Source organism: Serratia sp. G204Y, assembly GCF_051172435.1.
Lineage (GTDB): Bacteria > Pseudomonadota > Gammaproteobacteria > Enterobacterales > Enterobacteriaceae > Serratia > Serratia sarumanii.
In genome coordinates this window covers 217,794-240,301 of the sequence record NZ_JBPIZA010000002.1, presented here as the reverse complement: position 1 = coordinate 240,301, position 22,508 = coordinate 217,794, and the positions used below count along the sequence as shown (strand labels likewise).

The window sequence follows — 22,508 nt, the reverse complement described above, 5'->3', positions numbered from 1 at the left end:
TTGGGATACAGAATACCCATCACGCTCGGCAATATAGAACCGCTGGCGTCTAAGCCCTTTCGGCCAGGCAAGATGGCGCTGGTCTGCGAAGGCGGCGGCCAGCGCGGCATTTTCACCGCCGGCGTGCTGGACGAGTTTCAGCGCGCGGGCTTTAACCCTTTCGACCTGCTGATCGGCACGTCGGCCGGCGCCCAGAATCTGTCCGCCTACATTTGCGGGCAGGTGGGCTACGCGCGCCGGGTGATCACCCGTTACACCACCTCGGCTCAATTCTTCAATCCGCTGCGCTTCGTGCGCGGCGGGCATCTGATCGATCTCGATTGGCTGGTTGATACGGCGGCGGCGCAGATGCCGCTGGCGATGGACGTAGCGGAACGGCACTTTACCGACGGGCGCGAGTTTCTGCTGTGCGCCTGCCGCAGCGACGATTTCGAACCGACCTATCTGCCGGCGCAGCGCGAGCGCTGGCTGCCGGCCATCAAGGCGTCCAGCGCCATTCCCGGCTTCTATCGCCAGGGCGTGGAGCTGGACGGCATCAGCTATCAGGACGGCGGCATCAGCGATGCGATCCCGGTGGAAGAGGCCTATCGCCGCGGCGCCGACACCATCGTGGTGATCCGCACCGTGCCTTCGCAGATGTACTACACCCCGCAGTGGATGAAGCGCATGGAACACTGGCTGAGCGACAGCAGCCTGCAGCAGATGGTGCGCATCCTGCAGCATCACGAGCAAAGCTATCACCGCATCCAGCGCTTTATCGAGAAGCCGCCGGGCAAGCTGCGCATCTTCGAGATCTTCCCGCCGAAGCCGCTGGCCAGCAATGCACTGGGCAGCCGACTGGGGTCGCTCAATCAGGATTATCACCTGGGGCGCCGCTGCGGCCGCTATTTCCTGGCCACCGTCGGCCAGTGGATGGCGCAGCCGGAGCCGGACGGCATGAAGGTGAAAAAAGCGCTGTCGCGCCGCCTGATCCAGCCGGAGAACGTCAGAATGCCTTCGCCGATCGTGACCGACATCGTCATGCCGTCCGATCTTGGCGCGCAGCCGGAGGCCGCGGTGGTGGCGCCGAAGATCATTCTGCCGGGCGATCTGCCGCCGGGTGAAGGGGGCGCGCTGTGAGCTATGCCTTTACCGACACCCACTGTCATTTCGATTTCCCGCCCTTTACCGGGCATGAGGGCGAGAGCCTGGTGCGAGCGGCAAGCGCCGGCGTCACGCGCATCATCGTCCCGACGGTCACCGCCGATCGCTTCGCGCGGGTGCTGCGGCTGGCGCAGGATCACGCGCCGCTGTTCGCCGCGCTGGGGCTGCATCCGCTGTATATCGCGCAGCATCATGAGCCGCAGTTGGAGCAACTGGCGGCGCTGCTGGCCGAACGGCCGCGCAAGCTGGTGGCGGTGGGGGAGGTCGGGCTCGATCTGTATATGGACAACCCGCAGTTCGAGCGCCAGCAAAGCGTGCTGCTGGCCCAGCTGCGGCTGGCGAAACAGCATGACCTGCCGGTGATCCTCCATTCGCGCCGCACCCACGATCAGCTGGCTGCGGCCCTGCGGCGCGTGCAGCTGCCGCGTCGCGGCGTGGTGCATGGCTTCGCCGGCAGCCTGTCGCAGGCGCAGGCGTTTATCCGCCTCGGCTATTACATCGGCGTGGGCGGCACCATCACCTATGAGCGGGCGCAGAAAACGCGCGGCGTGATGGCGCAGCTGCCGCTCGAGGCGCTGTTGCTGGAGACCGATGCGCCGGACATGCCGCTGGCGGGCTATCAGGGGCAGCCGAATCGCCCCGAACGCGCCGCCGAGGTGTTTCAAACGCTGTGCGAGCTGCGGCCGGAACCGGCCGACGAGATCGCCGCCCATCTGCAGCGCAATGCTCAGGCGCTGTTTGCCATGCCGGATTGATGAGGTGATAACGTGACCTGCGTCACGTTATAAGATTTTCATTTGCGTCTCGTTGTATGCATTTGTGACATAAATCGGTGCGAGAGTGACCTCGCTCAGTATAATCCCCCCGAAACTCTCCAATAGCAGACCTCTCTTTATGAGCAGGGATGTATTTTATTTTTTGCAACAGGGAAACTTTGCATGCAACTCATCATGAGCCTAGTCGGCATGGCGGTGCTGATCGCCATTGCGGTGCTGCTCTCCAGCAACCGCCGGGCCATCAAACTGCGCACCGTCGCGTGGGCGTTCATCATTCAGGTCGGCATCGGCGCGCTGGTGCTGTATGTGCCGCTGGGCCGCAGCATCCTCGGCAGTATGTCGAACGGCGTGGCAAACGTTATCGCCTACGGCAATCAGGGCATTTCGTTCATTTTCGGCGGGCTGGTGTCCGACAAGATGTTCGAGGTGTTCGGCGGCGGCGGCTTCGTGTTCGCGCTGCGCGTCCTGCCGGTGATCGTGTTCTTCTCCTCGCTGATTGCGGTGCTGTACTACCTCGGCATCATGCAGTTGGTGATCCGCGTGCTGGGCGGCGGGCTGCAAAAGCTGTTGGGCACCTCGCGCACCGAATCGCTGTCGGCGACCGCCAACATTTTCGTTGGTCAGACCGAAGCGCCGCTGGTGGTGCGTCCGTATATCGCCACCATGAGCCAATCAGAACTGTTCGCGGTGATGTGCGGCGGCCTAGCCTCGGTGGCCGGTTCGGTGCTGGCAGGGTACGCGCAGATGGGCGTGCCGCTGGAATATCTGATCGCCGCGTCCTTCATGGCCGCGCCGGGCGGGCTGCTGTTCGCCAAGCTGATGGTGCCGGAAACCGAGCAGACCCACGATAAAGACGATGCGATGAAGCTGATCGCCGAAGAGGATCGTCCGGCCAACGTGATCGACGCGGCGGCTTCCGGCGCGGCCTCCGGCATGCAGTTGGCGCTGAACGTCGGTGCGATGTTGCTGGCGTTTATCGCGTTGATCGCCTTGCTTAACGGCATTCTCGGCGGTATCGGCGGCTGGTTCGATTATCCGCAGCTGTCGCTTGAACTGATCCTCGGCTGGGTGTTCTCGCCGATCGCCTTCCTGATCGGCGTGCCGTGGAGCGAGGCGATGACCGCCGGTTCGTTCATCGGCCAGAAGATCATCGTCAACGAGTTCGTCGCCTACATGAACTTCGGCGCCTATCTGCGTCCGGACGACGTAGTGGCGGCGGAAGGCCTGCAGGTGCTGTCGGCCCATACCAAGGCGATCATCTCCTTCGCGCTGTGCGGCTTCGCCAACCTTTCCTCGGTGGCGATCCTGCTGGGCGGTCTGGGCAGCATGGCGCCCAATCGTCGCCACGACATCGCGCGCTTCGGTCTGAAGGCCGTGGCGGCGGGCACGCTGTCCAATCTGATGAGCGCCACCATCGCCGGCTTCTTCCTGGCGCTGTAAGCCATCCCGAGGCCCGCGACGGCGCGACCGATCGCGGGACTCCGCCTATACTCTAAGCAACGCGGGTGCGTGCCGCACCCGCGATCTTCAGCCGCTTCTTTAGCGAATTTGTGAACGATATCGCGTTATTTTGTGATGTTCTTCACATATAATTCCGGTCTGTTACAGTGCTATTTCATATAGTGTGACGATGAACGCGAATCGCCTCCGGCATTCGTGTTCAAATAGCTATTACTGGCCGGCCGCAAGGCGGGTGGCCATGTGCGGTGAGAAGGATCTCAGTTGCCGCCGCGGGAACGCCGTTCCCCAGCGCTATCTTCATGGAACCAAGTCCGCTCGCCAACACCCAGGTACTCAGTTGGAGAGTTTTATGACCGAATTAACCGCAGCAGCGCAACGTGCGCTGAATTTGATGGATTTAACCACGCTGAATGATGATGACACCGACGAGAAAGTGATCGCGCTCTGTCGTCAGGCCAACAGCCCGGCCGGCCACACGGCGGCCATCTGCATCTACCCGCGTTTTATCCCGGTGGCGCGCAAGGCGCTGCGCGAGCAAGGCACGCCGGATATCCGCATCGCCACCGTGACCAACTTCCCGCATGGCAACGATGATATCGACATCGCGCTGGCGGAAACCCGCGCGGCCATCGCCTATGGCGCGGATGAAGTGGACGTGGTGTTCCCTTACCGCGCGCTGATCGCCGGCAACGAACAGGTCGGCTTCGAGCTGGTGAAACAGTGCAAGCAGGCTTGCCAGGCGGCCAACGTGCTGCTGAAAGTGATCATCGAAACCGGTGAGCTGAAGCAGGCCGATCTGATCCGCAAGGCGTCCGAGATCGCCATCAAGGCCGGGGCGGACTTTATCAAGACCTCCACCGGCAAGGTGCCGGTCAACGCCACGCTGGAAAGCGCCGAGCTGATGATGTCGGTGATCCGCGATATGGGCGTGGCGAAGACGGTGGGCTTCAAGCCGGCCGGCGGCGTGCGCACCGCGGAAGACGCGCTGCATTATCTGCAGCTTGCCGATCGTATTCTGGGCGAAGGCTGGGCCGATGCGCGGCATTTCCGCTTTGGCGCTTCCAGCCTGCTGGCCAGCTTGCTGGCCGCGCTGGGCCACCAGACCCAGACCGCCGGCGGCGGCTACTGATCGATTTCGTTGGCGGGCGCCAGGCGCGCCCGTCTGCACCGACTCTCGGCGACACAGGGGGATGCCTTGTTCCTGGCTCAAGAAATTATTCGTAAGAAACGCGACGGCCAGCCGTTAAGCGAAGCGGAAATCCGCTTTTTCATCAACGGCATTCGCGACAACGTGGTGTCGGAAGGGCAGATCGCCGCGCTGGCGATGACCATTTATTTCCATGACATGAGCATGCCGGAGCGCGTGGCGCTCACCATGGCGATGCGCGATTCCGGCACCGTGCTGGACTGGAAAAGCCTGGCGCTGAACGGCCCGATCGTCGACAAGCATTCGACCGGCGGCGTGGGCGACGTGACCTCGCTGATGCTCGGCCCGATGGTGGCGGCCTGCGGCGGCTATGTGCCGATGATCTCCGGCCGCGGCCTGGGGCATACCGGCGGTACGCTGGACAAGCTGGAAGCCATTCCGGGCTTCAATATTTTCCCGGACGATAACGCCTTCCGCAAAATCATTCAGGACGTCGGCGTGGCGATCATCGGCCAGACCAGCTCGTTGGCGCCGGCGGACAAACGTTTTTACGCCACCCGCGACATCACCGCCACCGTGGATTCGATCCCGCTGATCACCGCCTCCATTCTGGCCAAGAAGCTGGCGGAAGGGCTGGATGCGCTGGTGATGGACGTGAAGGTCGGCTCCGGCGCCTTTATGCCGACCTATGCGCTGTCACAAGATTTGGCGCAGGCGATCGTCGGCGTGGCCAACGGCGCGGGCTGCAAGACCACCGCGCTGCTGACCGACATGAACCAAGTGTTGGCCTCCAGCGCCGGCAACGCGGTGGAAGTGCGTGAAGCGGTGCGCTTCCTGACCGGCGAATACCGCAACCCGCGCCTGCTGGAAGTGACGCTGGCGCTGTGCGTGGAAATGCTGCTTTCCGGCGGCCTGGCGCAAGACGAGGCCGACGCGCGCGCCAAACTGCAGGCGGTGCTGGACAACGGCAAGGCGGCGGAGGTGTTTGGCCGCATGGTGGCGGCGCAGCAGGGGCCGATAGACTTCGTCGAACGCTACGATAGCTATCTGCCGGCGGCAACGTTGAGCAAGCCGGTGTATGCTGAAAAGCCGGGCATCGTCAGCGCCATGGATACCCGCGCGCTGGGCATGGCGGTGGTTGCGCTGGGCGGCGGCCGTCGCCGGGCGAGCGACGCCATCGATTACAGCGTTGGCCTGACCGAGGTGGCGCGCCTGGGCGAGAAAGTGGGTGCCCAGCAGCCGCTGGCGATGATCCACGCCAACGATGAAGAGAGCTGGCAGCAGGCGGCCGATGCGGTGCGCAGCGCGATGACGCTGAGCGACAAGGCGCCGGAAGCGACGCCGGTGGTGTATAAGCGCATCACGGAATAACCCAAGAATCAGGAACGGCCGCGGCTTTTTCGCGGCCGTCCAAAGCGTGAGAACACGCAGGAGAGCACAGATGAAACGCACATTTATTATGGTATTGGACTCCTTCGGCATCGGCGCCAGCGAAGACGCCGAACGTTTTGGCGATCAGGGTTCCGACACCCTGGGCCACATCGCCGAGGTTTGCGCGCGCGGTGAGGCCAACGTGGGCCGCCAGGGCCCGCTGACGCTGCCTAACCTGAGCCGTCTGGGCCTCGGCAAAGCGGCGGAAGAGTCCACCGGCAACTTCCCGCAGGGGTTGGATCGCAACGCCGACATCATCGGCGCTTACGCTTACGCCAGCGAACTCTCTTCCGGTAAAGACACGCCGTCGGGCCACTGGGAAATCGCCGGCGTGCCGGTGCTGTTCGACTGGGGCTATTTCAAGGACGAGCACAACAGCTTCCCGCAGGCACTGCTGGACAAACTGGTCGAACGCGCCAAGCTGCCGGGCTACCTGGGCAACTGCCACTCATCCGGCACCGTGATCCTCGATCAGCTGGGTGAAGAGCACATGAAAACCGGCAAGCCGATTTTCTACACCTCCGCCGACTCGGTATTCCAGATCGCCTGCCATGAAGAAACCTTCGGCCTGGATCGCCTGTACGAGCTGTGCGAAATCGCGCGTGAAGAGCTGACCGAAGGCGGGTATAACATCGGCCGCGTGATCGCGCGTCCGTTCGTCGGCGACAAGCCGGGCAACTTCCAGCGCACCGGCAATCGTCACGATCTGGCGGTAGAGCCGCCGGCGCCGACCGTGCTGAAAAAGCTGGTGGACGAGAAGGGCGGCGAAGTGGTGTCGATCGGTAAAATCGCCGACATCTACGCCAACGTCGGCATCACCAAGAAGGTGAAGGCGACCGGCATCGACGCGCTGTTCGACGCGACCCTGATCGAAATGGAAAAGGCCGGCGACAACACCATCGTGTTCACCAACTTCGTGGACTTCGACTCCTCCTATGGCCACCGCCGTGACGTGGCGGGCTACGCCGCCGCGCTGGAGCTGTTCGACCGCCGCCTGCCGGAGCTGCTGAAGCTGGTGAAAGACGAAGACATCATCATCTTCACCGCCGACCACGGCTGCGACCCGACCTGGCCGGGCACCGACCACACCCGCGAACACATTCCGGTGCTGGTTTACGGCCCGAAAGTGAAACCGGGCTCGCTGGGCCACCGCGAGACCTTCGCCGACATCGGCCAGACCGTCGCCAATTACTTTGGCCTGTCGCCGATGGATTACGGTAAGACCCTGTTCTAAGCCCTGTCTTTCAAGCCGCAGCGTTGTTAGCTTCACGCGTGAACCCCAGTCACTTACTCAAGTAAGCTCCTGGGGATTCACCCGCTAGCTGCCTGGCTGCAACTCGAAATTCAAGGCTTAGATGTTTGACGTTTTTATTAAATAAGATTTCTAAAGGAAGAAAATTATGGCTACGCCGCACATTAATGCTGAGATGGGTGATTTCGCTGACGTAGTACTGATGCCGGGCGATCCGCTGCGTGCAAAATACATCGCCGAAACCTTCCTGGAAGGCGCGGTGGAAGTGAACAACGTGCGCGGCATGTTGGGCTTCACCGGCACCTATAAAGGCCGCCGCATCTCCGTAATGGGCCACGGCATGGGCATCCCGTCCTGCTCCATCTATGCGCGCGAGCTGATCGCAGAATTCGGCGTGAAGAAGATCATTCGCGTGGGCTCCTGCGGCGCGGTGCGTGACGATATCAAACTGCGTGACGTGGTGATCGGCATGGGCGCGTGCACCGACTCCAAGGTGAACCGTCTGCGCTTCAAGGACAACGACTACGCGGCGATCGCCGACTTCGACATGGTGCGCAACGCGGTCGACGCAGCGGCGGCGCAGGGCATCCCGGCGCGCGTGGGCAACATCTTCTCCGCCGATCTGTTCTACACCCCGGATCCGGACATGTTCCAGGTGATGAAGAAGTACGGCATCCTGGGCGTGGAAATGGAGGCGGCCGGCATCTACGGCGTGGCGGCAGAGCTGTACGAAGAGTTCGGCTGCAAGGCGCTGACCATCTGCACCGTGTCCGACCACATCCTGCGTCACGAAGCGACCACGGCGGCGGAGCGCCAGACCACCTTTAACGAAATGATCGTTATCGCGCTGGAATCCGTGCTGCTGGGCGACAAAGCGTAATACCCCGGCGGGCGTCATCATGGCGCCCGCCCATCAATCTATTCATTCCGCTTGGCCAGTTTTGGCTAACGCTTTACCTTTCTGCCATTTAACGCTATTACTTCCTTTATCAATCTATTCACCAATCTATTCATCCGATGCTCACCGTTGAACAAGTTTTGCGTCATGGGCCGGCTACGGCTCGTCAACTGACAGAAGCGTTAGGCATCAGCCAGCCGACGCTATCGCGCCGTCTCCGTGAACTGGCGGGCGCCGTATTGATCCTCGGTAAAGGTAAGGCGACGCGCTATGCGTTGCGGCGCGGGATCGGCGGTGAGAGGCAGTTTCCGCTATATCGGGTTGATGAACGGGGTAAGGCGCACCTGTTTGCCACGCTTTGCCCGCTGTATCCTGCCGATAACAGTGCGGTGTGCGATGAGCGCAGCGGAGAGTGGCAGCTCTATGACGGCATGCCATGGTATTTGAACGACCTACGGCCGATTGGCTTTCTCGGGCGAGCCTGGGGAAAAGCAGCGGCGCGCGAGTTGAATTTGCCGGAGGATGTGCGGCGATGGGATGAAGGTCAACGCTTGTTGGCGCTCTGCCGTTATGGCGAAGACATGACCGGCGATCTGTTGCCTGGTGCCGACAGCTATCAGCGTTGGTTAATGCGGGATACTGCCGTCGCCATCACGGTGGAAGATAAAACCGAGCGTTACGCCGCATTGTCTGTCCAGGCGCTAGCCGGGGAGCTGGTAGGCTCTTCCGCCGGTGGCGAGCAACCCAAATTTGCCGCCTATGCTGAGCTGGCGCCTGGGCGCCGTGCGCATGTTTTGGTGAAGTTCAGCCTGGCGCCGACGCATGTCATTGCACAGCGCTGGAGCGATTTGCTGATCGCCGAGTCGCTGGCATTGCAGACGGTCGCCGCTGCGGGATTGCCTGCCGCATCGGCGCAAATCCTGTTCGGTGCTGACCGACAATGCTTTTTAGAGATCGAGCGCTTTGATCGCATCGGTGAAGAAGGGCGGGTAGCGATGGTGTCGCTGGAGGCGCTGGATGCCGAGTTCAGCGGCAGCGGCCACGCCAACTGGGTCGTGGCCGCCGAGCGGTTATTGCAGCAAGGGGTGATCGATCACTCAGTCTACCAACGGGTTGCCCTGTATTGGGCCTTTGGCCGGTTGATCGCCAACAGCGATATGCACCAAGGCAACCTGTCGTTCTTGCGGATAACCCAGCGGCCGGTCATGTTGGCGCCTTTGTATGATATGTTGCCGATGGCTTTTGCCCCGGCAAGCAGCGGTAATCTGCGCCACGACGCGCTGGAGATCCGTTTGAGCAACGAGGTGAGCGGCGCCGTCTGGCGGCAAGCGGAGCTATTGGCTCTCGAGTTCTGGCGGCGAACGGCGCAACATGACGACATCAGCGAGGCGTTCCGGGCGATTGCCGAGCAAATGTTGGTGCAACTGCAGAAGCTGCACGATCACATTCAGCGCCTGGCCTGAGTTACCCCTTCTTCGGCGCTTCCTGTTTTGCCTCAGGCGCATCCTCTTCGTCGTCTTCCACCGTATTGCCTTCTGCCAACGGCGTGTTGGCGGTCAACAGGTACGGCGACTGCTGCCAGCGGCTGCGGCGGTGTTGCAGCAGGGTGCGCGCCAGAATGATGCCGATCGCCAGCGCCAGCAGGATCATCAGGCGCAGCAGGTTGGTGGTGTTGTCCACCTGCTTGGATTCGGTCGCCAGCACGTGGGTGTCGAGGGTGATGCGGATAAAGCCGATCGGGCCGTCTTTGCCCTGAATGGATTCGACCAACTGGTGGTTGAAGTAGCTGCCGGCGCGTTTGCCGTCGAGCGACAGGCGATCGCGTATACTTATCTGCTCCCCGGCGTGGGAGACCAGCGTGCCGTCCAGCTGATACACGCTGACGTCGAGAATGCGGCTGTGATCGGTGAGCTGCTTGAGGATGGCGTCGATGCGCGGGTTGTTGCCGTCGTCGTCCAGCAGCGGCGCCAGGCTGTAGGCGACCTGTTTGGTCAGCGTCTGCGCCAGCTCTTCGACCTGTTCGGATCGCGCCATTTGGTGACTCAGGCTAAAATAAGAGGCACCCTGCATCAGGAGCACCAGCAAAGCCAGGCAAATCAGGATAATAGCGGTACGGTGCAGGCGAAATTTCAGTTTAGCGCGAGCCATGCAGGTTCCTTGGGCATCGGGGACACTTTATGTTGCCAGAACCGCTGGCGATAGGATAGCTTGATGCGTCGTTTTATCATGCAGCGTTTTTGTCCATTCAGGAGTCAATGATGTCAAACAGTCTGACCTATTGCGATCTTCCGGCGGAGATCTCTCAATGGCCGGGTCTTCCCCTTTCGCTCAGCGGCGACGAAGTGATGCCGCTGGACTACCGGGCGGGCAATACCGGATGGCTGTTATACGGCAGAAAGCTGGACAAGGCGCGCATTACACAATTCCAACGCAAGCTGGGCGCGGCGATGGTGATCGTCACCGCCTGGGGCGTGGACGACTATCAGGTGGTGCGCCTGGCGGGCACCTTGACGCCGCGTGCCAAGCTGCTGGCGGCGGAGAGCGGGCTGGACGTGGCGCCGCTCGGCAAGATCCCGCACCTGCGCACGCCGGGGCTGCTGGTGATGGACATGGATTCGACGGCGATCGAGATCGAGTGCATCGACGAGATCGCCAAGCTGGCGGGCGTCGGCGAACAGGTGGCGGAAGTCACCGAACGCGCGATGCGCGGCGAGCTGGACTTTACCGCCAGCCTGCGCCAGCGCGTCGGCACGCTGAAAGGGGCCGACGCCAACATCCTCAAGCAGGTGCGCGACGAGCTGCCGCTGATGCCGGGGCTGACCAGTCTGGTGGGCAAGCTGCAGGCGATGGGCTGGCATGTGGCGATCGCCTCCGGCGGCTTCACCTACTACGCCGAATACCTGCGCAACCGGCTGCGGCTGGTGGCGGCGGCGGCCAATGAGCTGGAGATCCGCGACGGCAAGCTGACCGGCGAAGTGCTGGGGCCGGTGGTGGACGCGCAGTTCAAAGCCGATACGCTGCTGCGACTGGCAGAGAAGCTGGAGATCCCGCTGGCGCAGACCGTAGCCATCGGCGACGGCGCCAACGATTTGAAAATGATGCAGGCGGCGGGGTTGGGCATCGCCTACCACGCCAAGCCGAAAGTGTATGAAAAAGCGCAGGTGGCGATCCGGCATGCGGATCTGATGGGCGTGCTGTGCATTCTCACCGGCAGCCTGAAACACGAAGTGCGATAACGAAAGATTGAGGTAAGACGTGGCAAAAGCGGCAAAACGGGCATTTGTGTGCAATGAGTGCGGGGCGGACTATCCGCGTTGGCAGGGGCAGTGCAGCGCCTGTCATGCCTGGAACACCATCACGGAAGTGCGTTTGGCCGCGTCGCCCGCAGCGGCGCGCAACGATCGCCTCAGCGGCTATGCCGGCGACGCCGGCGTCAGCAAGGTGCAGAAGCTGTCGGAAATCAGCCTTGAGGCGCTGCCGCGCTTCACCACCGGCTTTCTCGAGTTCGATCGCGTGCTGGGCGGCGGCGTGGTGCCCGGCAGCGCCATTCTGATCGGCGGCAACCCCGGCGCCGGCAAGAGCACCCTGTTGCTGCAGGTGCTGTGCAAACTGTCCGAGCAGATGAAAACCCTGTACGTCACCGGCGAGGAGTCGCTGCAGCAGGTGGCGATGCGCGCTCATCGGCTGGGGCTGCCGACCGGCGGCCTGAACATGCTGTCGGAAACCAGCATCGAGCAGATCTGCCTGATCGCCGAGCAGGAACAGCCGAAGCTGATGGTGATCGACTCGATCCAGGTGATGCACATGGCGGACATTCAGTCTTCGCCGGGCAGCGTGGCCCAGGTGCGCGAAACCGCCGCCTATCTGACGCGCTTCGCCAAGACGCGCGGCGTGGCGATCGTCATGGTCGGCCACGTCACCAAAGACGGCTCGCTGGCCGGGCCGAAAGTGCTGGAACACTGCATCGACTGTTCGGTGCTGCTGGACGGCGACGCCGATTCCCGCTTCCGCACCCTGCGCAGCCACAAGAACCGCTTCGGCGCGGTCAACGAGCTGGGGGTGTTCGCCATGACCGAACAGGGGCTGCGCGAAGTCAGCAACCCTTCGGCGATCTTCCTCAGCCGCGGCGATGAAGTCACTTCCGGCAGTTCGGTGATGGTGGTGTGGGAAGGCACCCGGCCGCTGCTGGTGGAGATCCAGGCGCTGGTGGATCACTCGATGATGTCCAACCCGCGCCGCGTGGCGGTGGGCCTGGAGCAGAACCGGTTGGCGATCCTGCTGGCGGTGCTGCACCGGCACGGCGGGCTGCAGATGTCGGATCAGGACGTGTTCGTCAACGTGGTCGGCGGGGTGAAGGTCAGCGAGACCAGCGCCGATCTGGCGCTGCTGATGTCGTTGGTGTCGAGCCTGCGCGATCGGCCGCTGCCGAACGATCTGGTGGTGTTCGGCGAAGTGGGGCTGGCGGGAGAAATCCGTCCGGTGCCGAGCGGCCAGGAGCGCATCTCCGAAGCGGCCAAGCACGGTTTCAAGCGCGCCATCGTGCCGCACGGCAACATGCCGAAGAAGCCGCCGGCCAACATGCAGGTGTTTGGGGTCAAGAAGCTGGCGGACGCGCTCGACGTGCTGGAAGAGTTTTATTAATGTCGCCGACGGCGAGTAAGATATGCTATTTTGTTTAGCATACTAAACGGAGGTGGCCATGCCGCAATTTGATTACCTGAAGACGTCCATTAAGCAAAAGGGCTGTACTTTGCAGCAGGTGGCGGATGCCAGCGGCATGACCAAGGGCTATCTGAGCCAGCTGTTGAACGACAAAATCAAAAGCCCGAGCGCGCAAAAGCTCGAGGCGCTGCACCGTTTTCTCGGGCTGGAGTTCCCGCGTAAAGAGGTCAAAGTCGGCGTGGTGTTTGGTAAATTTTACCCGCTGCACACCGGCCACATCTATCTGATCCAGCGCGCCTGCAGCCAGGTGGACGCACTTCACGTTATCTTGTGCCACGATGAACCGCGCGACCGCGAGCTGTTCGAGAACAGTTCGATGTCGCAACAGCCAACGGTCAGCGATCGCCTGCGCTGGCTGCTGCAGACCTTCAAGTACCAGAAAAACATCCATATCCACTCGTTCGACGAGCAGGGCATCGAACCCTATCCGCACGGCTGGAACGTGTGGAGCGACGGCATGAAGGCCTTTATGGAACAGAAGGGCATCGTGCCGAGCTTCATCTATTCCAGCGAAGCGCAGGATGCGCCGCGCTACCGCGAGCATCTGGGCATCGAAACCATCTTGGTCGATCCCGAGCGTTCGTTCATGAACATCAGCGGCAATCAGATCCGCCAGGATCCGTTCCGCTATTGGGACTACATCCCGACCGAGGTGAAGCCGTTCTTCGTGCGCACCGTGGCGATCCTCGGCGGCGAGTCGAGCGGCAAGTCGACGCTGGTCAACAAGCTGGCCAACATCTTCAACACCACCAGCGCCTGGGAATATGGCCGCGATTACGTGTTTTCGCACCTGGGCGGTGACGAGATGGCGCTGCAGTACTCCGACTACGACAAAATCGCTCTCGGGCAGGCGCAATACGTGGATTTCGCGGTCAAGTACGCCAACAAGGTGGCGTTTATCGATACCGATTTCGTCACCACCCAGGCGTTTTGCAAAAAGTACGAGGGGCGTGAACACCCCTTCGTGCAGGCGCTGATAGACGAATACCGTTTCGATCTGGTGATCCTGCTGGAAAACAACACGCCGTGGGTGGCGGACGGCCTGCGCAGCCTCGGCAGCACCGCCGATCGCCTGGCGTTCCAGCATTTGCTGGAGGAAATGTTGTGCGCCAACAACATCGAGTACGTGCACGTCGAGTCCAGCGATTACGAAGAGCGTTTCCTGCGCTGCGTCGAGCTGGTGCAGCAGCTGCTGGCGGCGGACGCCGGCCGGTTGGCGAATGCGCCCACCCATCGCCACGCCGCAGGCTGAGAAAATTAGCGGAATGTGCGGTCGCGGCGGCAGAAACGCCTCTGTGGCGCACATTTAACGGCTTGTTTAAACATGGTTCATTCGGTAGCGACTAGGTTAAGATTTTCTTTACAATAACGCTCAGAAGAAGACATGTCTTATCGCTTACTCGCTCTCTGGTTGATCTGCTATGCCGCAGCCTGGACGCTGCTGACCGTTCATCTCGATCCCACCCTGCCTTACGACGCCGTCGAGGCGCTCAACTGGGGCCTTAACGCCGAGTGGGGCTCACCGAAAAATCCTTGGCTGGTCGGTGCGGCGATGCAGCCGGCGATCTGGCTCTCATGGTTGCCGCTGAACCTGTACTGGTATGGCGGGCACTTCATCGCCATCGCCATCGGCATGTTGGGCGTCTGGCTATTGGCGCGCCGCCTGAGCGGCAGCACCTCGCTGGCCTGGATGGCGCTGCTGACGCTCAACCTGTCCGGCATCATCAATTTCGACATCATTCCCTACAACGACAATTACCTGTTGGTGATGCTGTGGCCGTGGATGGCGCTGTTCTTCCACCTGGCGATCTCGCGTTCGGCCAACTGGTGGCCGGCTTTCGCATTGGTGGCCGGTCTGGCGATGATGGCGAAATACTCGACCTTCGCCTTCGTCTATTTCGCGGCGCTGTCGACGCTGTTCGTACCGCAGATCCGCCGCTGCTATCGCCAGCCGCAGTTCTATCTGGCGGTGGCGATCTGGTTGGCGCTGGTGCTGCCGAACCTGTTCTGGCTGTGGAACCATGACTTCGCCGCCTTCAAGTGGGTGGATTCGCAGATCAAGATGCAGCTCAACCTCGATATGCTGCAGTCGCTGCTGCTGGTGTTCTATCCGTCGCTCGCGCTGTGGGTGATCCTGCGGCGCAGCGGGGCGGTGCTGGCCTGGCCAGCGGCGTTGCCGATGCGGGTGTTGCTGTGGGTCTACCTGTTGCCGCTCGGCATCATTACCTTCTGGTTCTCTTTCAACGTCGGCGGCCGGCTGACCGAGTGGCTGCAGCCGTTCTTCATGCTGGCGCCCGCGCTGCTGGTCGGCTGCGTGCGCCAGCCGCCGGTGCGTTCGCTGCGCGCGGCGACCATCGGGCTGATGTGCGCGGCGCTGGCGGTCTATCTGGGGTATGCCGCGGTGATGCTGGGCAACGTGCGCAACGCCGGCCAGAAAATGGTGGGTATCAAGGCGTTCAGCGTCGGAGTGGAGCGGCTGTGGCAGGAGCGGTATGGCGTCAGCCTGCGCTACGTCGGCGGCGAATACCTGTCGCAGTGGATGACGGTGTACGCCGGCTCCCGGCCGCAGACCATTACGCGCTGGTCCAATCATACGCGCCCGAATATCTACAACGTCAACATCAGCTATCCGCAGATTGCGCAGCACGGCGTCGCTCTGTTCGGGCGGTTGGGTGAAGACTGCGCGCACAGCGACTTCGGCGGCGAGCTGGCCCACTGGCCGAAGATGCGCCTCGATTGGCAGCAGACGCTGACGTTCCGCGCCGATCCGCATGCCGACGAGCAAGCGCTGTGCGTCGGCTTCGTTCGTCCGCAGTAACGGCGGCGCAAAACGCCGCCGCGATTCAGGCTTAGTAAGCGATAACCAGCTTGCCTTGCATATGGCCGCCGAGCAGCCGTTGATGCGCGGCGGTCAGCGTTTCTACCGACAGCCCGTGCAGGGTTTCGCTCAGCGTGGTGCTCAGCTTGCCCTCGTCCAGCAGCTGCGCCACCTGTTGGAGGATCTGGCCCTGCTGCGCGATGTCCGGGGTGGTGAACATGCTGCGGGTGAACATGAATTCCCAGTGCAGCGCGGCGCTTTTCAGCTTCAGCGCGTTTTGATCCAACGGCTGCGCGTTCTCGACGATGGTGCAGATATGGCCCAGCGGCGCGACCAGCTCGGCCATCGCCGGCCAGTGACCGTCGGTATCGTTCAGGCACAGGATGTAATCCACCTGCTCGATGCCGTGCTGCGCCAGCTCGCCCTTCAGATCGCGGTAGTCCACCACCAGATCGGCGCCGCGCTCACGGCACCAGGCGGCGGATTCCGGCCTTGAGGCGGTGGCGATCACTTTCACCTTGCTGCGCAGCGCGGCCAGCGGAATGGCCAGCGAGCCGACGCCGCCGGCGCCGCCGATGATCAGCAGCGTCTTGTGCTCCGGCGCGTCCTGAATGTTCAGGTGTTCGAACAGCGCTTCCCAGGCGGTGAGGGCCGTGAGCGGCAGGGCGGCGGACTCGGCCCAGTTCAGGCTGCGCGGCTTGTGCGCGGCGATGCGTGAGTCGATCAGCTGGTGGCTGCTGTTGCTGCCGGGGCGGGTGATGTCGCCGGCGTACCACACTTCATCGCCGGGCTTGAAGCCGCTGACGCCGCTGCCCACGTCTACCACCACGCCGCTGGCGTCCCAGCCGAGGATGCGCGGCTGCTGCAGGCCGCTCTTTTGCAGACCGGCGTGCACTTTGGTGTCCACCGGGTTGACCGACGCCGCTTTCACTGCCACCAGCAGATCGTACTGGCCGGGAACCGGCATCTCCGGTGAGATTTCGATGAAACCGGCGGGGTTCTGCGGGTCTACGGCAATGGCTTTTATCGACATGATTGTGCTCCTTTTAAATGATGTCCCCAGTGTAGACCCGCGGCAGTGGGGTGATAAGATGGACAATATCTAACGGAGTGTTCGTTTAAGGTGAACAATGGAATTCAAACAGCTGCAGGACATGGCGCTGTTCGCGCTGGTGGCGGAGTGCGGCAGCTTCACCGCCGCCGCGCAGCGCGTCGGGTTGCCGAAGTCCAGCGTCAGCCAGCGCATCAGCCAGCTCGAACAGACGCTGGGGCTGCGCTTGCTCAATCGCACCACGCGCCAGCTGAACCTGACCTTCGCCGGTGAGCGCTATCTGGAACATTGTCAGGCGATGATGTCCGCCGCGGAACGCGCCGATCTGGCGTTGCAGCGGCTGCGCGATAACCCGAGCGGCCGCCTGCGCATTTCAACGCCCGCCGGGCTGGGGGCGACCCTGGTGGCGCGGCTGGCGGCGGATTTTCAGCGCCAATACCCGGACGTTTCGCTGGAGGTGTCGGTGTCCGACGCCATGGTGGATCTGGTGCAGGAAGGCTTCGACGCCGCGCTGCGCACCGGCAAGCCGCAGGATTCTTCGCTGATCGGTCGCCGTCTCGGGTATGCGCCGCGCTATCTGTTGGCCGCGCCGTCCTATCTGGCGCAGCATCCGCCGATCGAACACCCGCAACAACTGCAACAGCATCGCTGCATTGCCCACCGCGCCTGGACGGCCTGGAACCTGCGCTGCGGCGACGACTACTACCGTTGGCAGCTGCCGCTGGCGCACACCACCGACAACCTGCTGTATGCGCGTGAATGCGCTATCGCCGGCGCGGGGATCACGCTGTTGCCGGCGTTTCTCAGCCGCGAGGTGGTGGCGCAGAAGCTGTTGGTGGAAGTCTTGCCGGCGTGGCGCGCGGAGGGCAACGAGCTGTATCTGGTTTACCCGAGCCGCAAGCTGAACTCCCCGGCGCTGGCCTGCTTCATCGATGTGGTGCTGCAGCATCCGGCGTTCGACGACTACGCCCGCGAGCTGCCGCGGGAATAAGAACCAAGGAAGCCCAGGCCGCTCCTGGGTTAAACAAGATATTACGTCACTTGCACGATGCGCTTTCCTGTGTTCTCCCCCGCCAGCAGGCCAACCAAGGCCGCGGGCAGCAGCTCAAAACCGGCGATCAGATCTTCGATGACCGCTAATTTCTTCTCCGCGACCCAGGCCGTGAGCGCCGTCAGCGCCTGTTCTTGTCGGTGAAGGAAGTCGGCCAACAGGAACCCCCGCATCGTCAAGCTGTTGACGATCAGCAAACCGGGGATCCCGGCCGGCGCGGCCGGTGGGGAGGCCGTATCGTACTGCGACACCGCGCCGCAGCAAACAATGCGCCCCTGTTTCGCCATGTGCGGCAGGCAGGCCGCCAAAATATCGCCGCCGACGTTGTCGAACAGCACGTCAATGCCGTTGGGGCACGAGCGGCGCAGGCCGTCATGCAGATTCCCCGCCTTATAATCTATCGCCGCGTCGAAACCCAGCCTGTCCGTCAGCAGAGCCGTTTTGGCGGCGCCGCCGGCAATGCCCACCGTGCGGCAGCCGTGGAGCCGGGCGATTTGTCCGGCGAACATGCCTACCGCCCCTGCGGCGGCAGAAATGACGACGGTTTCACCGGCCTTGGGGCGTCCGCATTCCAGCAGGCCGAAGTAAGCGGTGAGTCCGGGCACGCCGTAAACGCTGAGCAAGTGCGTATGCGGAACGATGTCCGGCTGTTTGAGCGCCTCAGCCGCCGGCAGGGCCGTGAAGGTTTGCCAGCCGGTTTCCGCCAACACGATATCGCCGGCGGCCAGCAGGGAAGAGCGCGACGTGACGACTTCGGCCAGCGTCGTCGCGGCCATGATGTCTCCTGGCTGCAATCCGGAACGATAGGTGACGCCCTGCATCCAGGCTCTGCTGGCCGCATCCAAAGGCACGTAAAGCGTGCGCAACAGAACCTCTCCGGGGCCGGGGATCGGCATCGGGGTCTCGCGAGTCTGAAAACAATCGACGGTCAGCTTTCCCTGTGGGAGTTTACCGAGGATGATTTGGCGATTCTGCATAGGGGGCTCCTGTTTAAATCTTGCCGAAGATGTCGATGCCGGTGAGTTGCGCCGACAATTCCCACAGGCGTTGGGCCTGTTCAGGATCGACGGCGTAGCTTTTTACGCCGCTGAAGGAAAGGCCCTCGTCATCGTTGCGCCGGGCGATATCGCAGTCTTCGCAATACAATCCGCCAAGGCCATTGAGTTGAGGCGATGTCGCCGCCCACACCTGGGTTGCCGCACCCTGTTGCGGCGTTTTCAGCATTTCCGGGTGTGCGGGTTTGCCGTCGGCGTCGATCCAGTCCAATGCGAGCATCTCTTCCTGCGAGAGGTAACGCTGCAGTGGCGTGGGGATCATGCCGGGATGCAGCGTGAAGGCGCGTACACCGGCGGCTCGTCCTCGTTTGTCGAGGTGCACGGCGAATAACGCATTAGCGGTTTTCGACTGGCCGTAGGCCCGCCACTTGTCATAGCCGCTGTGAAACTGCACGTCATTCCAGCGTATGGCGCTGGCATGGTGGCCGGAAGAGGAGATGACGACAACGCGGGCGCCGCCCGCCAATGCCGGCCAGAGGTGGTTCACCAGCGCGTAATGCCCCAGGTGGTTGATCGCGAATTGAGCCTCCCAGCCTGGGCCGATGCGGGTTTCAGGACAGGCCATGATGCCGGCGCCGCAGATCACCATATCGAGGTGGACGCCGGTCGCCAGAAGATGTTGCGCGAACTCTCTGATGTTGTTCAGATCGGCCAAATCAAGCTCATAAATGTCGACGTTGCTGATACCAGCGAGGGCCAGACGAGTGCGGGCGATGACGGGATCGCGGGCGGCGACAATCACCTGTGCTCCCGCCTGCGTCAATGCGCGAGTCGTTTCCAACCCCAGGCCGGAATGGCCGCCGGTGACCAGCGCCGTCATGCCGGCCAGTCGACGATCTTTGAGCACGTCGGCGGCGGTGGCGGTGGCGTTGAAGCCAGAGCCGATGGGCGTTTGTTTGTTCATTGGGGATTCCTCGCTGTGGTTGGCTGTGACACAGGGAGTGTAAATCGGCGCTATCCGGCGGATGAATGCAACAAAAACCTAATTTCTGTCGCCATCGTCCTAAAGTCTTCGGCCAGCGCATCGCGCGGGTTATGCTCTTGCAAGATCTTTATGGGGAGAGGATATGGATCCTTTATCGGAAGTGCTGGCGCCACTGAACAGCCAGAATGCGTTTTTCGGCGGTCTGAAGGCCGGCGGCGACTGGGCTGTTCATTTTCCCGCTCCGCAAGGCGGGAAGTTCAACGCGGTGGTGCGCGGCGGCTGTTGGTTGGCGGCGGAAGGGCTGGCAGAACCGCTGTGGCTGGCGGCCGGCGACTGTTTACTGCTGACTCGCAGCCTGCCGCTGACCGTCGGCAGCGACTTGTCTCTTCCGGCGCTCGACGCCGACGCGCTTTATCTGCAGGCGCAAAACGGCGTGGCGAGCTGCGGCGAGGGGGAAACGTGCCTGTTTATCGGCGGCCGTTTTAGCTTTGGCGAGGAGGTGGAGCGGCTGTTCGGCAGCCTGCCCGCGTTGATGGTGATCCGCGGGGGCACGGAAGAGGCGGCCGTGCTGCAATGGGCGCTGCAGCGGCTGGCGGATGAGCTGGTGAGGCCTTCGCCGGGCAGTACGTTGATGGCGCATCATCTGGGGCAAATCATGTTGACCCAGGCGCTGCGGATTTACCTGATGGGGGAGGAGAGTGCGGCGTCCGGCTGGCTACCCGCTTTGTTCGATCCGCGCATCGGCGCCGCGATGCAGGCGGTACATGCCGATCCGGCCCGGCGCTGGACGGTGGCGGCGTTGGCCGACGCGGCGAGCGTTTCCCGTTCGACGTTGGCGCTGCGCTTCAAGCAGAAAGCCGGCATGGCGCCGCTCGAATATGTGTCGCGCTGGCGCATGCTGCTGGCGGCGCGGGCGCTGCGTACCGGCGGCGAACCGGTCTCCGCTATCGCGCAGCGTTTGGGGTACGATTCCGATAGCGCTTTCAGCCACGCGTTCAAACGCGTGATGGCGCGCTCACCGCGCGACTATCGCCGGGCGCAGGCGTAAAAAAGGCGCCGCATGCGGCGCCTTGGGTATTACTTGGCGATCTTCTTGTACTTGATGCGGTGCGGCTCGAGCGCATCGGCGCCCAGCGTACGCTTCTTGTACTCTTCGTACTCGGTGAAGTTGCCTTCGAAGAATTCCACTTTGCCTTCATCCTGGTAGTCCAGGATGTGGGTGGCGATACGGTCGAGGAACCAACGGTCGTGCGAGATCACCATGGCGCAGCCAGGGAATTCCAGCAGGGCGTTTTCCAGCGCGCGCAGGGTTTCGATATCCAGGTCGTTGGTCGGTTCATCGAGCAGCAGCACGTTGCCGCCAACCTGCAGCAGCTTGGCCAGGTGCAGACGGCCACGCTCACCGCCGGACAGCTCGCCCACGCGTTTGCCCTGATCGACGCCCTTGAAGTTGAAGCGGCCGACATAGGCGCGGCTCGGCATCTCGGTGTTGCCGATGCGCATGATGTCCTGCCCGCCGGAGACTTCTTCCCACACGGTTTTCGAACCGTCCATGCTGTCGCGGAACTGATCGACGGACGCCAGCTTGACGGTGTCGCCCAGCACGATGCTGCCGGAATCAGGCTGTTCCTGGCCGGACATCATGCGGAACAGCGTGGATTTACCCGCGCCGTTCGGGCCGATGATGCCGACGATTGCCCCTTTCGGCACCGAGAACGACAGGTCGTCGATCAGCAGGCGGTCGCCGTAGGACTTACGCAGGTTGCTGACTTCGACCACTTTGTCGCCCAGGCGTGCGCCAGGTGGAATGAACAGTTCGTTGGTTTCGTTACGTTTCTGGTATTCAGTGTTGTTCAGCTCTTCGAAGCGGGCCAAACGGGCCTTGCCTTTGGACTGACGGCCTTTGGTGCCCTGACGCACCCACTCCAGCTCTTTCTCGATCGACTTGCGGCGAGCGGCTTCGGCGGACGCTTCCTGCGCCAGACGCGCGTCTTTCTGCTCCAGCCAGGAAGAGTAGTTGCCTTCCCATGGAATGCCCTCGCCGCGGTCCAGTTCGAGGATCCAGCCGGCCACGTTATCCAGGAAGTAACGGTCGTGGGTGATCGCCACCACGGTGCCTTCGAAGTCGTGCAGGAAGCGTTCCAGCCAGGCCACGGACTCGGCGTCCAGGTGGTTGGTCGGTTCGTCCAGCAGCAGCATGTCCGGTTTTTCCAGCAGCAGGCGGCACAGCGCGACGCGGCGGCGTTCACCCCCGGACAGGTGGGCGATTTTGGCGTCCCAGTCCGGCAGGCGCAGCGCGTCGGCGGCGCGTTCCAGTTGGGCGTTGAGGTTGTGACCGTCGTGCGCCTGAATGATCTCTTCCAGGCGGCCCTGTTCGGCGGCCAGCTTGTCGAAGTCTGCACCTTCTTCGGCGTACAGCGCGTACACTTCGTCCAGGCGCTTCAGCGCGCCGACCACTTCCGCCAGCGCTTCTTCCACCGACTCACGCACGGTGTGTTCGAGGTTAAGCTGCGGCTCCTGCGGCAGGTAACCGATCTTGATGCCCGGCTGCGGGCGCGCTTCCCCTTCGATATCGGTATCGATGCCGGCCATGATGCGCAGCAGGGTGGACTTACCGGCGCCGTTCAGGCCCAGTACGCCGATTTTGGCCCCGGGGAAGAAGCTCAGGGAGATGTTTTTCAAAATATGACGCTTCGGCGGTACCACCTTGCCGACGCGGTGCATGGTATAGACGTATTGAGCCACGTTGCTCTAAGCCTCTCTATATCAGTATTTATA

General features: G+C 62.5%; 19 protein-coding genes. 14 read left to right on the top strand and 5 right to left on the bottom strand.

Annotated features, from left to right (window positions below; genetic code table 11):
- The 8 genes from ACSBQQ_RS15505 (at nucleotide 1) to yjjJ (ending at nucleotide 9,571) form a co-directional block, all read left to right on the top strand.
- On the top strand, nucleotides 1-1,119 hold the full coding sequence (locus tag ACSBQQ_RS15505; protein WP_033649121.1) for a patatin-like phospholipase family protein: 1,119 nt from the start codon (nucleotides 1-3) through the stop codon (nucleotides 1,117-1,119).
- On the top strand, nucleotides 1,116-1,898 hold the full coding sequence (locus ACSBQQ_RS15500; RefSeq protein ID WP_033649122.1) for a TatD family hydrolase: 783 nt from the start codon (nucleotides 1,116-1,118) through the stop codon (nucleotides 1,896-1,898). The genes ACSBQQ_RS15505 and ACSBQQ_RS15500 overlap by 4 nt, the downstream gene beginning before the upstream one ends.
- Nucleotides 1,899-2,081: 183 nt before the next feature.
- A complete protein-coding gene (locus ACSBQQ_RS15495) occupies nucleotides 2,082-3,359 on the top strand; it encodes a NupC/NupG family nucleoside CNT transporter (protein WP_033637021.1) in 1,278 nt (425 codons plus the stop codon).
- A 370-nt stretch (nucleotides 3,360-3,729) separates the two neighbouring features.
- A complete protein-coding gene (deoC, locus tag ACSBQQ_RS15490) occupies nucleotides 3,730-4,509 on the top strand; it encodes a deoxyribose-phosphate aldolase (RefSeq protein ID WP_033641793.1) in 780 nt (259 codons plus the stop codon).
- A gap of 66 nt (nucleotides 4,510-4,575) precedes the next feature.
- The gene (deoA, locus tag ACSBQQ_RS15485; RefSeq protein WP_033649123.1) at nucleotides 4,576-5,898 is read left to right on the top strand and encodes a thymidine phosphorylase; all 1,323 of its coding nucleotides are present in this window, start codon (nucleotides 4,576-4,578) and stop codon (nucleotides 5,896-5,898) included.
- 70 nt (nucleotides 5,899-5,968) lie between these two features.
- Nucleotides 5,969-7,192: a phosphopentomutase gene (gene deoB / locus ACSBQQ_RS15480; protein WP_033637026.1), complete on the top strand. Its 1,224-nt coding sequence runs from the start codon at nucleotides 5,969-5,971 to the stop codon at nucleotides 7,190-7,192.
- 166 nt (nucleotides 7,193-7,358) lie between these two features.
- Nucleotides 7,359-8,090 (top strand): purine-nucleoside phosphorylase, encoded by a 732-nt coding sequence (gene deoD, locus ACSBQQ_RS15475; RefSeq protein ID WP_004933059.1) that lies wholly within the window; start codon nucleotides 7,359-7,361, stop codon nucleotides 8,088-8,090.
- A 137-nt stretch (nucleotides 8,091-8,227) separates the two neighbouring features.
- Complete coding sequence (yjjJ, locus tag ACSBQQ_RS15470; protein WP_033649126.1) at nucleotides 8,228-9,571, top strand: type II toxin-antitoxin system HipA family toxin YjjJ; 1,344 nt, start codon at nucleotides 8,228-8,230, stop codon at nucleotides 9,569-9,571.
- A 1-nt stretch (nucleotide 9,572) separates the two neighbouring features.
- On the opposite strand, the gene ACSBQQ_RS15465 is transcribed toward yjjJ, so the two are convergent.
- Entirely contained in the window at nucleotides 9,573-10,256 is a 684-nt protein-coding gene (locus tag ACSBQQ_RS15465) for a YtjB family periplasmic protein (RefSeq protein WP_033637029.1), read from the bottom strand.
- A 110-nt stretch (nucleotides 10,257-10,366) separates the two neighbouring features.
- On the opposite strand from ACSBQQ_RS15465, the gene serB reads away from it, so the two are divergent.
- The 4 genes from serB to ACSBQQ_RS15445 all read left to right on the top strand — a co-directional run bounded on the left by serB (nucleotide 10,367) and on the right by ACSBQQ_RS15445 (nucleotide 15,648).
- Nucleotides 10,367-11,344 carry a phosphoserine phosphatase gene (serB, locus tag ACSBQQ_RS15460; RefSeq protein WP_016929162.1) on the top strand — a complete coding sequence of 326 codons (978 nt, stop codon included), beginning with the start codon at nucleotides 10,367-10,369 and terminating at the stop codon, nucleotides 11,342-11,344.
- A 19-nt stretch (nucleotides 11,345-11,363) separates the two neighbouring features.
- Entirely contained in the window at nucleotides 11,364-12,749 is a 1,386-nt protein-coding gene (gene radA / locus ACSBQQ_RS15455) for a DNA repair protein RadA (protein ID WP_025159617.1), read from the top strand.
- A 58-nt stretch (nucleotides 12,750-12,807) separates the two neighbouring features.
- Nucleotides 12,808-14,082: a multifunctional transcriptional regulator/nicotinamide-nucleotide adenylyltransferase/ribosylnicotinamide kinase NadR gene (gene nadR / locus ACSBQQ_RS15450; RefSeq protein ID WP_049213066.1), complete on the top strand. Its 1,275-nt coding sequence runs from the start codon at nucleotides 12,808-12,810 to the stop codon at nucleotides 14,080-14,082.
- Between the two features lie 132 nt (nucleotides 14,083-14,214).
- Nucleotides 14,215-15,648 (top strand): glycosyltransferase family 39 protein, encoded by a 1,434-nt coding sequence (locus ACSBQQ_RS15445; protein ID WP_043148175.1) that lies wholly within the window; start codon nucleotides 14,215-14,217, stop codon nucleotides 15,646-15,648.
- A 31-nt stretch (nucleotides 15,649-15,679) separates the two neighbouring features.
- Here ACSBQQ_RS15445 and ACSBQQ_RS15440 read toward each other — a convergent pair whose 3' ends face one another.
- The gene (locus ACSBQQ_RS15440) at nucleotides 15,680-16,681 is read right to left on the bottom strand and encodes a zinc-binding alcohol dehydrogenase family protein (protein WP_049213067.1); all 1,002 of its coding nucleotides are present in this window, start codon (nucleotides 16,679-16,681) and stop codon (nucleotides 15,680-15,682) included.
- A 97-nt stretch (nucleotides 16,682-16,778) separates the two neighbouring features.
- On the opposite strand from ACSBQQ_RS15440, the gene ACSBQQ_RS15435 reads away from it, so the two are divergent.
- Nucleotides 16,779-17,690, top strand: a complete 912-nt coding sequence (locus ACSBQQ_RS15435; protein ID WP_033637033.1) for a LysR family transcriptional regulator — start codon at nucleotides 16,779-16,781, stop codon at nucleotides 17,688-17,690.
- Nucleotides 17,691-17,731: 41 nt separating this feature from the next.
- Here the strand turns inward: ACSBQQ_RS15435 and ACSBQQ_RS15430 are convergent, their stop codons facing one another.
- Together ACSBQQ_RS15430 and ACSBQQ_RS15425 are read right to left on the bottom strand one after the other, a co-directional pair.
- Complete coding sequence (locus ACSBQQ_RS15430) at nucleotides 17,732-18,727, bottom strand: NADP-dependent oxidoreductase (RefSeq protein ID WP_049213068.1); 996 nt, start codon at nucleotides 18,725-18,727, stop codon at nucleotides 17,732-17,734.
- A 13-nt stretch (nucleotides 18,728-18,740) separates the two neighbouring features.
- On the bottom strand, nucleotides 18,741-19,709 hold the full coding sequence (locus tag ACSBQQ_RS15425) for an SDR family NAD(P)-dependent oxidoreductase (protein WP_060428672.1): 969 nt from the start codon (nucleotides 19,707-19,709) through the stop codon (nucleotides 18,741-18,743).
- Between the two features lie 163 nt (nucleotides 19,710-19,872).
- Here ACSBQQ_RS15425 and ACSBQQ_RS15420 point away from each other — a divergent pair, with 163 nt between their 5' ends.
- Entirely contained in the window at nucleotides 19,873-20,778 is a 906-nt protein-coding gene (locus ACSBQQ_RS15420) for an AraC family transcriptional regulator (RefSeq protein ID WP_060428670.1), read from the top strand.
- Between the two features lie 29 nt (nucleotides 20,779-20,807).
- On the opposite strand, the gene ettA is transcribed toward ACSBQQ_RS15420, so the two are convergent.
- Nucleotides 20,808-22,475 (bottom strand): energy-dependent translational throttle protein EttA, encoded by a 1,668-nt coding sequence (gene ettA / locus ACSBQQ_RS15415; RefSeq protein WP_033649135.1) that lies wholly within the window; start codon nucleotides 22,473-22,475, stop codon nucleotides 20,808-20,810.
- Nucleotides 22,476-22,508: the final 33 nt, after the last annotated feature.

Bases quoted from the DNA above. Each gene is read 5' to 3' on its own strand.
- ACSBQQ_RS15495 (WP_033637021.1), top strand. From the start codon at position 2,082: ATGCAACTCATCATGAGCCTAGTCGGCATGGCGGTGCTGATCGCCATT.
- deoC (WP_033641793.1), top strand. From the start codon at position 3,730: ATGACCGAATTAACCGCAGCAGCGCAACGTGCGCTGAATTTGATGGAT.
- deoB (WP_033637026.1), top strand. From the start codon at position 5,969: ATGAAACGCACATTTATTATGGTATTGGACTCCTTCGGCATCGGCGCC.
- deoD (WP_004933059.1), top strand. From the start codon at position 7,359: ATGGCTACGCCGCACATTAATGCTGAGATGGGTGATTTCGCTGACGTA.
- yjjJ (WP_033649126.1), top strand. From the start codon at position 8,228: ATGCTCACCGTTGAACAAGTTTTGCGTCATGGGCCGGCTACGGCTCGT.
- ACSBQQ_RS15465 (WP_033637029.1), bottom strand. From the start codon at position 10,256: ATGGCTCGCGCTAAACTGAAATTTCGCCTGCACCGTACCGCTATTATC.
- serB (WP_016929162.1), top strand. From the start codon at position 10,367: ATGTCAAACAGTCTGACCTATTGCGATCTTCCGGCGGAGATCTCTCAA.
- nadR (WP_049213066.1), top strand. From the start codon at position 12,808: ATGCCGCAATTTGATTACCTGAAGACGTCCATTAAGCAAAAGGGCTGT.
- ACSBQQ_RS15445 (WP_043148175.1), top strand. From the start codon at position 14,215: ATGTCTTATCGCTTACTCGCTCTCTGGTTGATCTGCTATGCCGCAGCC.
- ACSBQQ_RS15440 (WP_049213067.1), bottom strand. From the start codon at position 16,681: ATGTCGATAAAAGCCATTGCCGTAGACCCGCAGAACCCCGCCGGTTTC.
- ACSBQQ_RS15435 (WP_033637033.1), top strand. From the start codon at position 16,779: ATGGAATTCAAACAGCTGCAGGACATGGCGCTGTTCGCGCTGGTGGCG.
- ACSBQQ_RS15430 (WP_049213068.1), bottom strand. From the start codon at position 18,727: ATGCAGAATCGCCAAATCATCCTCGGTAAACTCCCACAGGGAAAGCTG.
- ACSBQQ_RS15425 (WP_060428672.1), bottom strand. From the start codon at position 19,709: ATGAACAAACAAACGCCCATCGGCTCTGGCTTCAACGCCACCGCCACC.
- ACSBQQ_RS15420 (WP_060428670.1), top strand. From the start codon at position 19,873: ATGGATCCTTTATCGGAAGTGCTGGCGCCACTGAACAGCCAGAATGCG.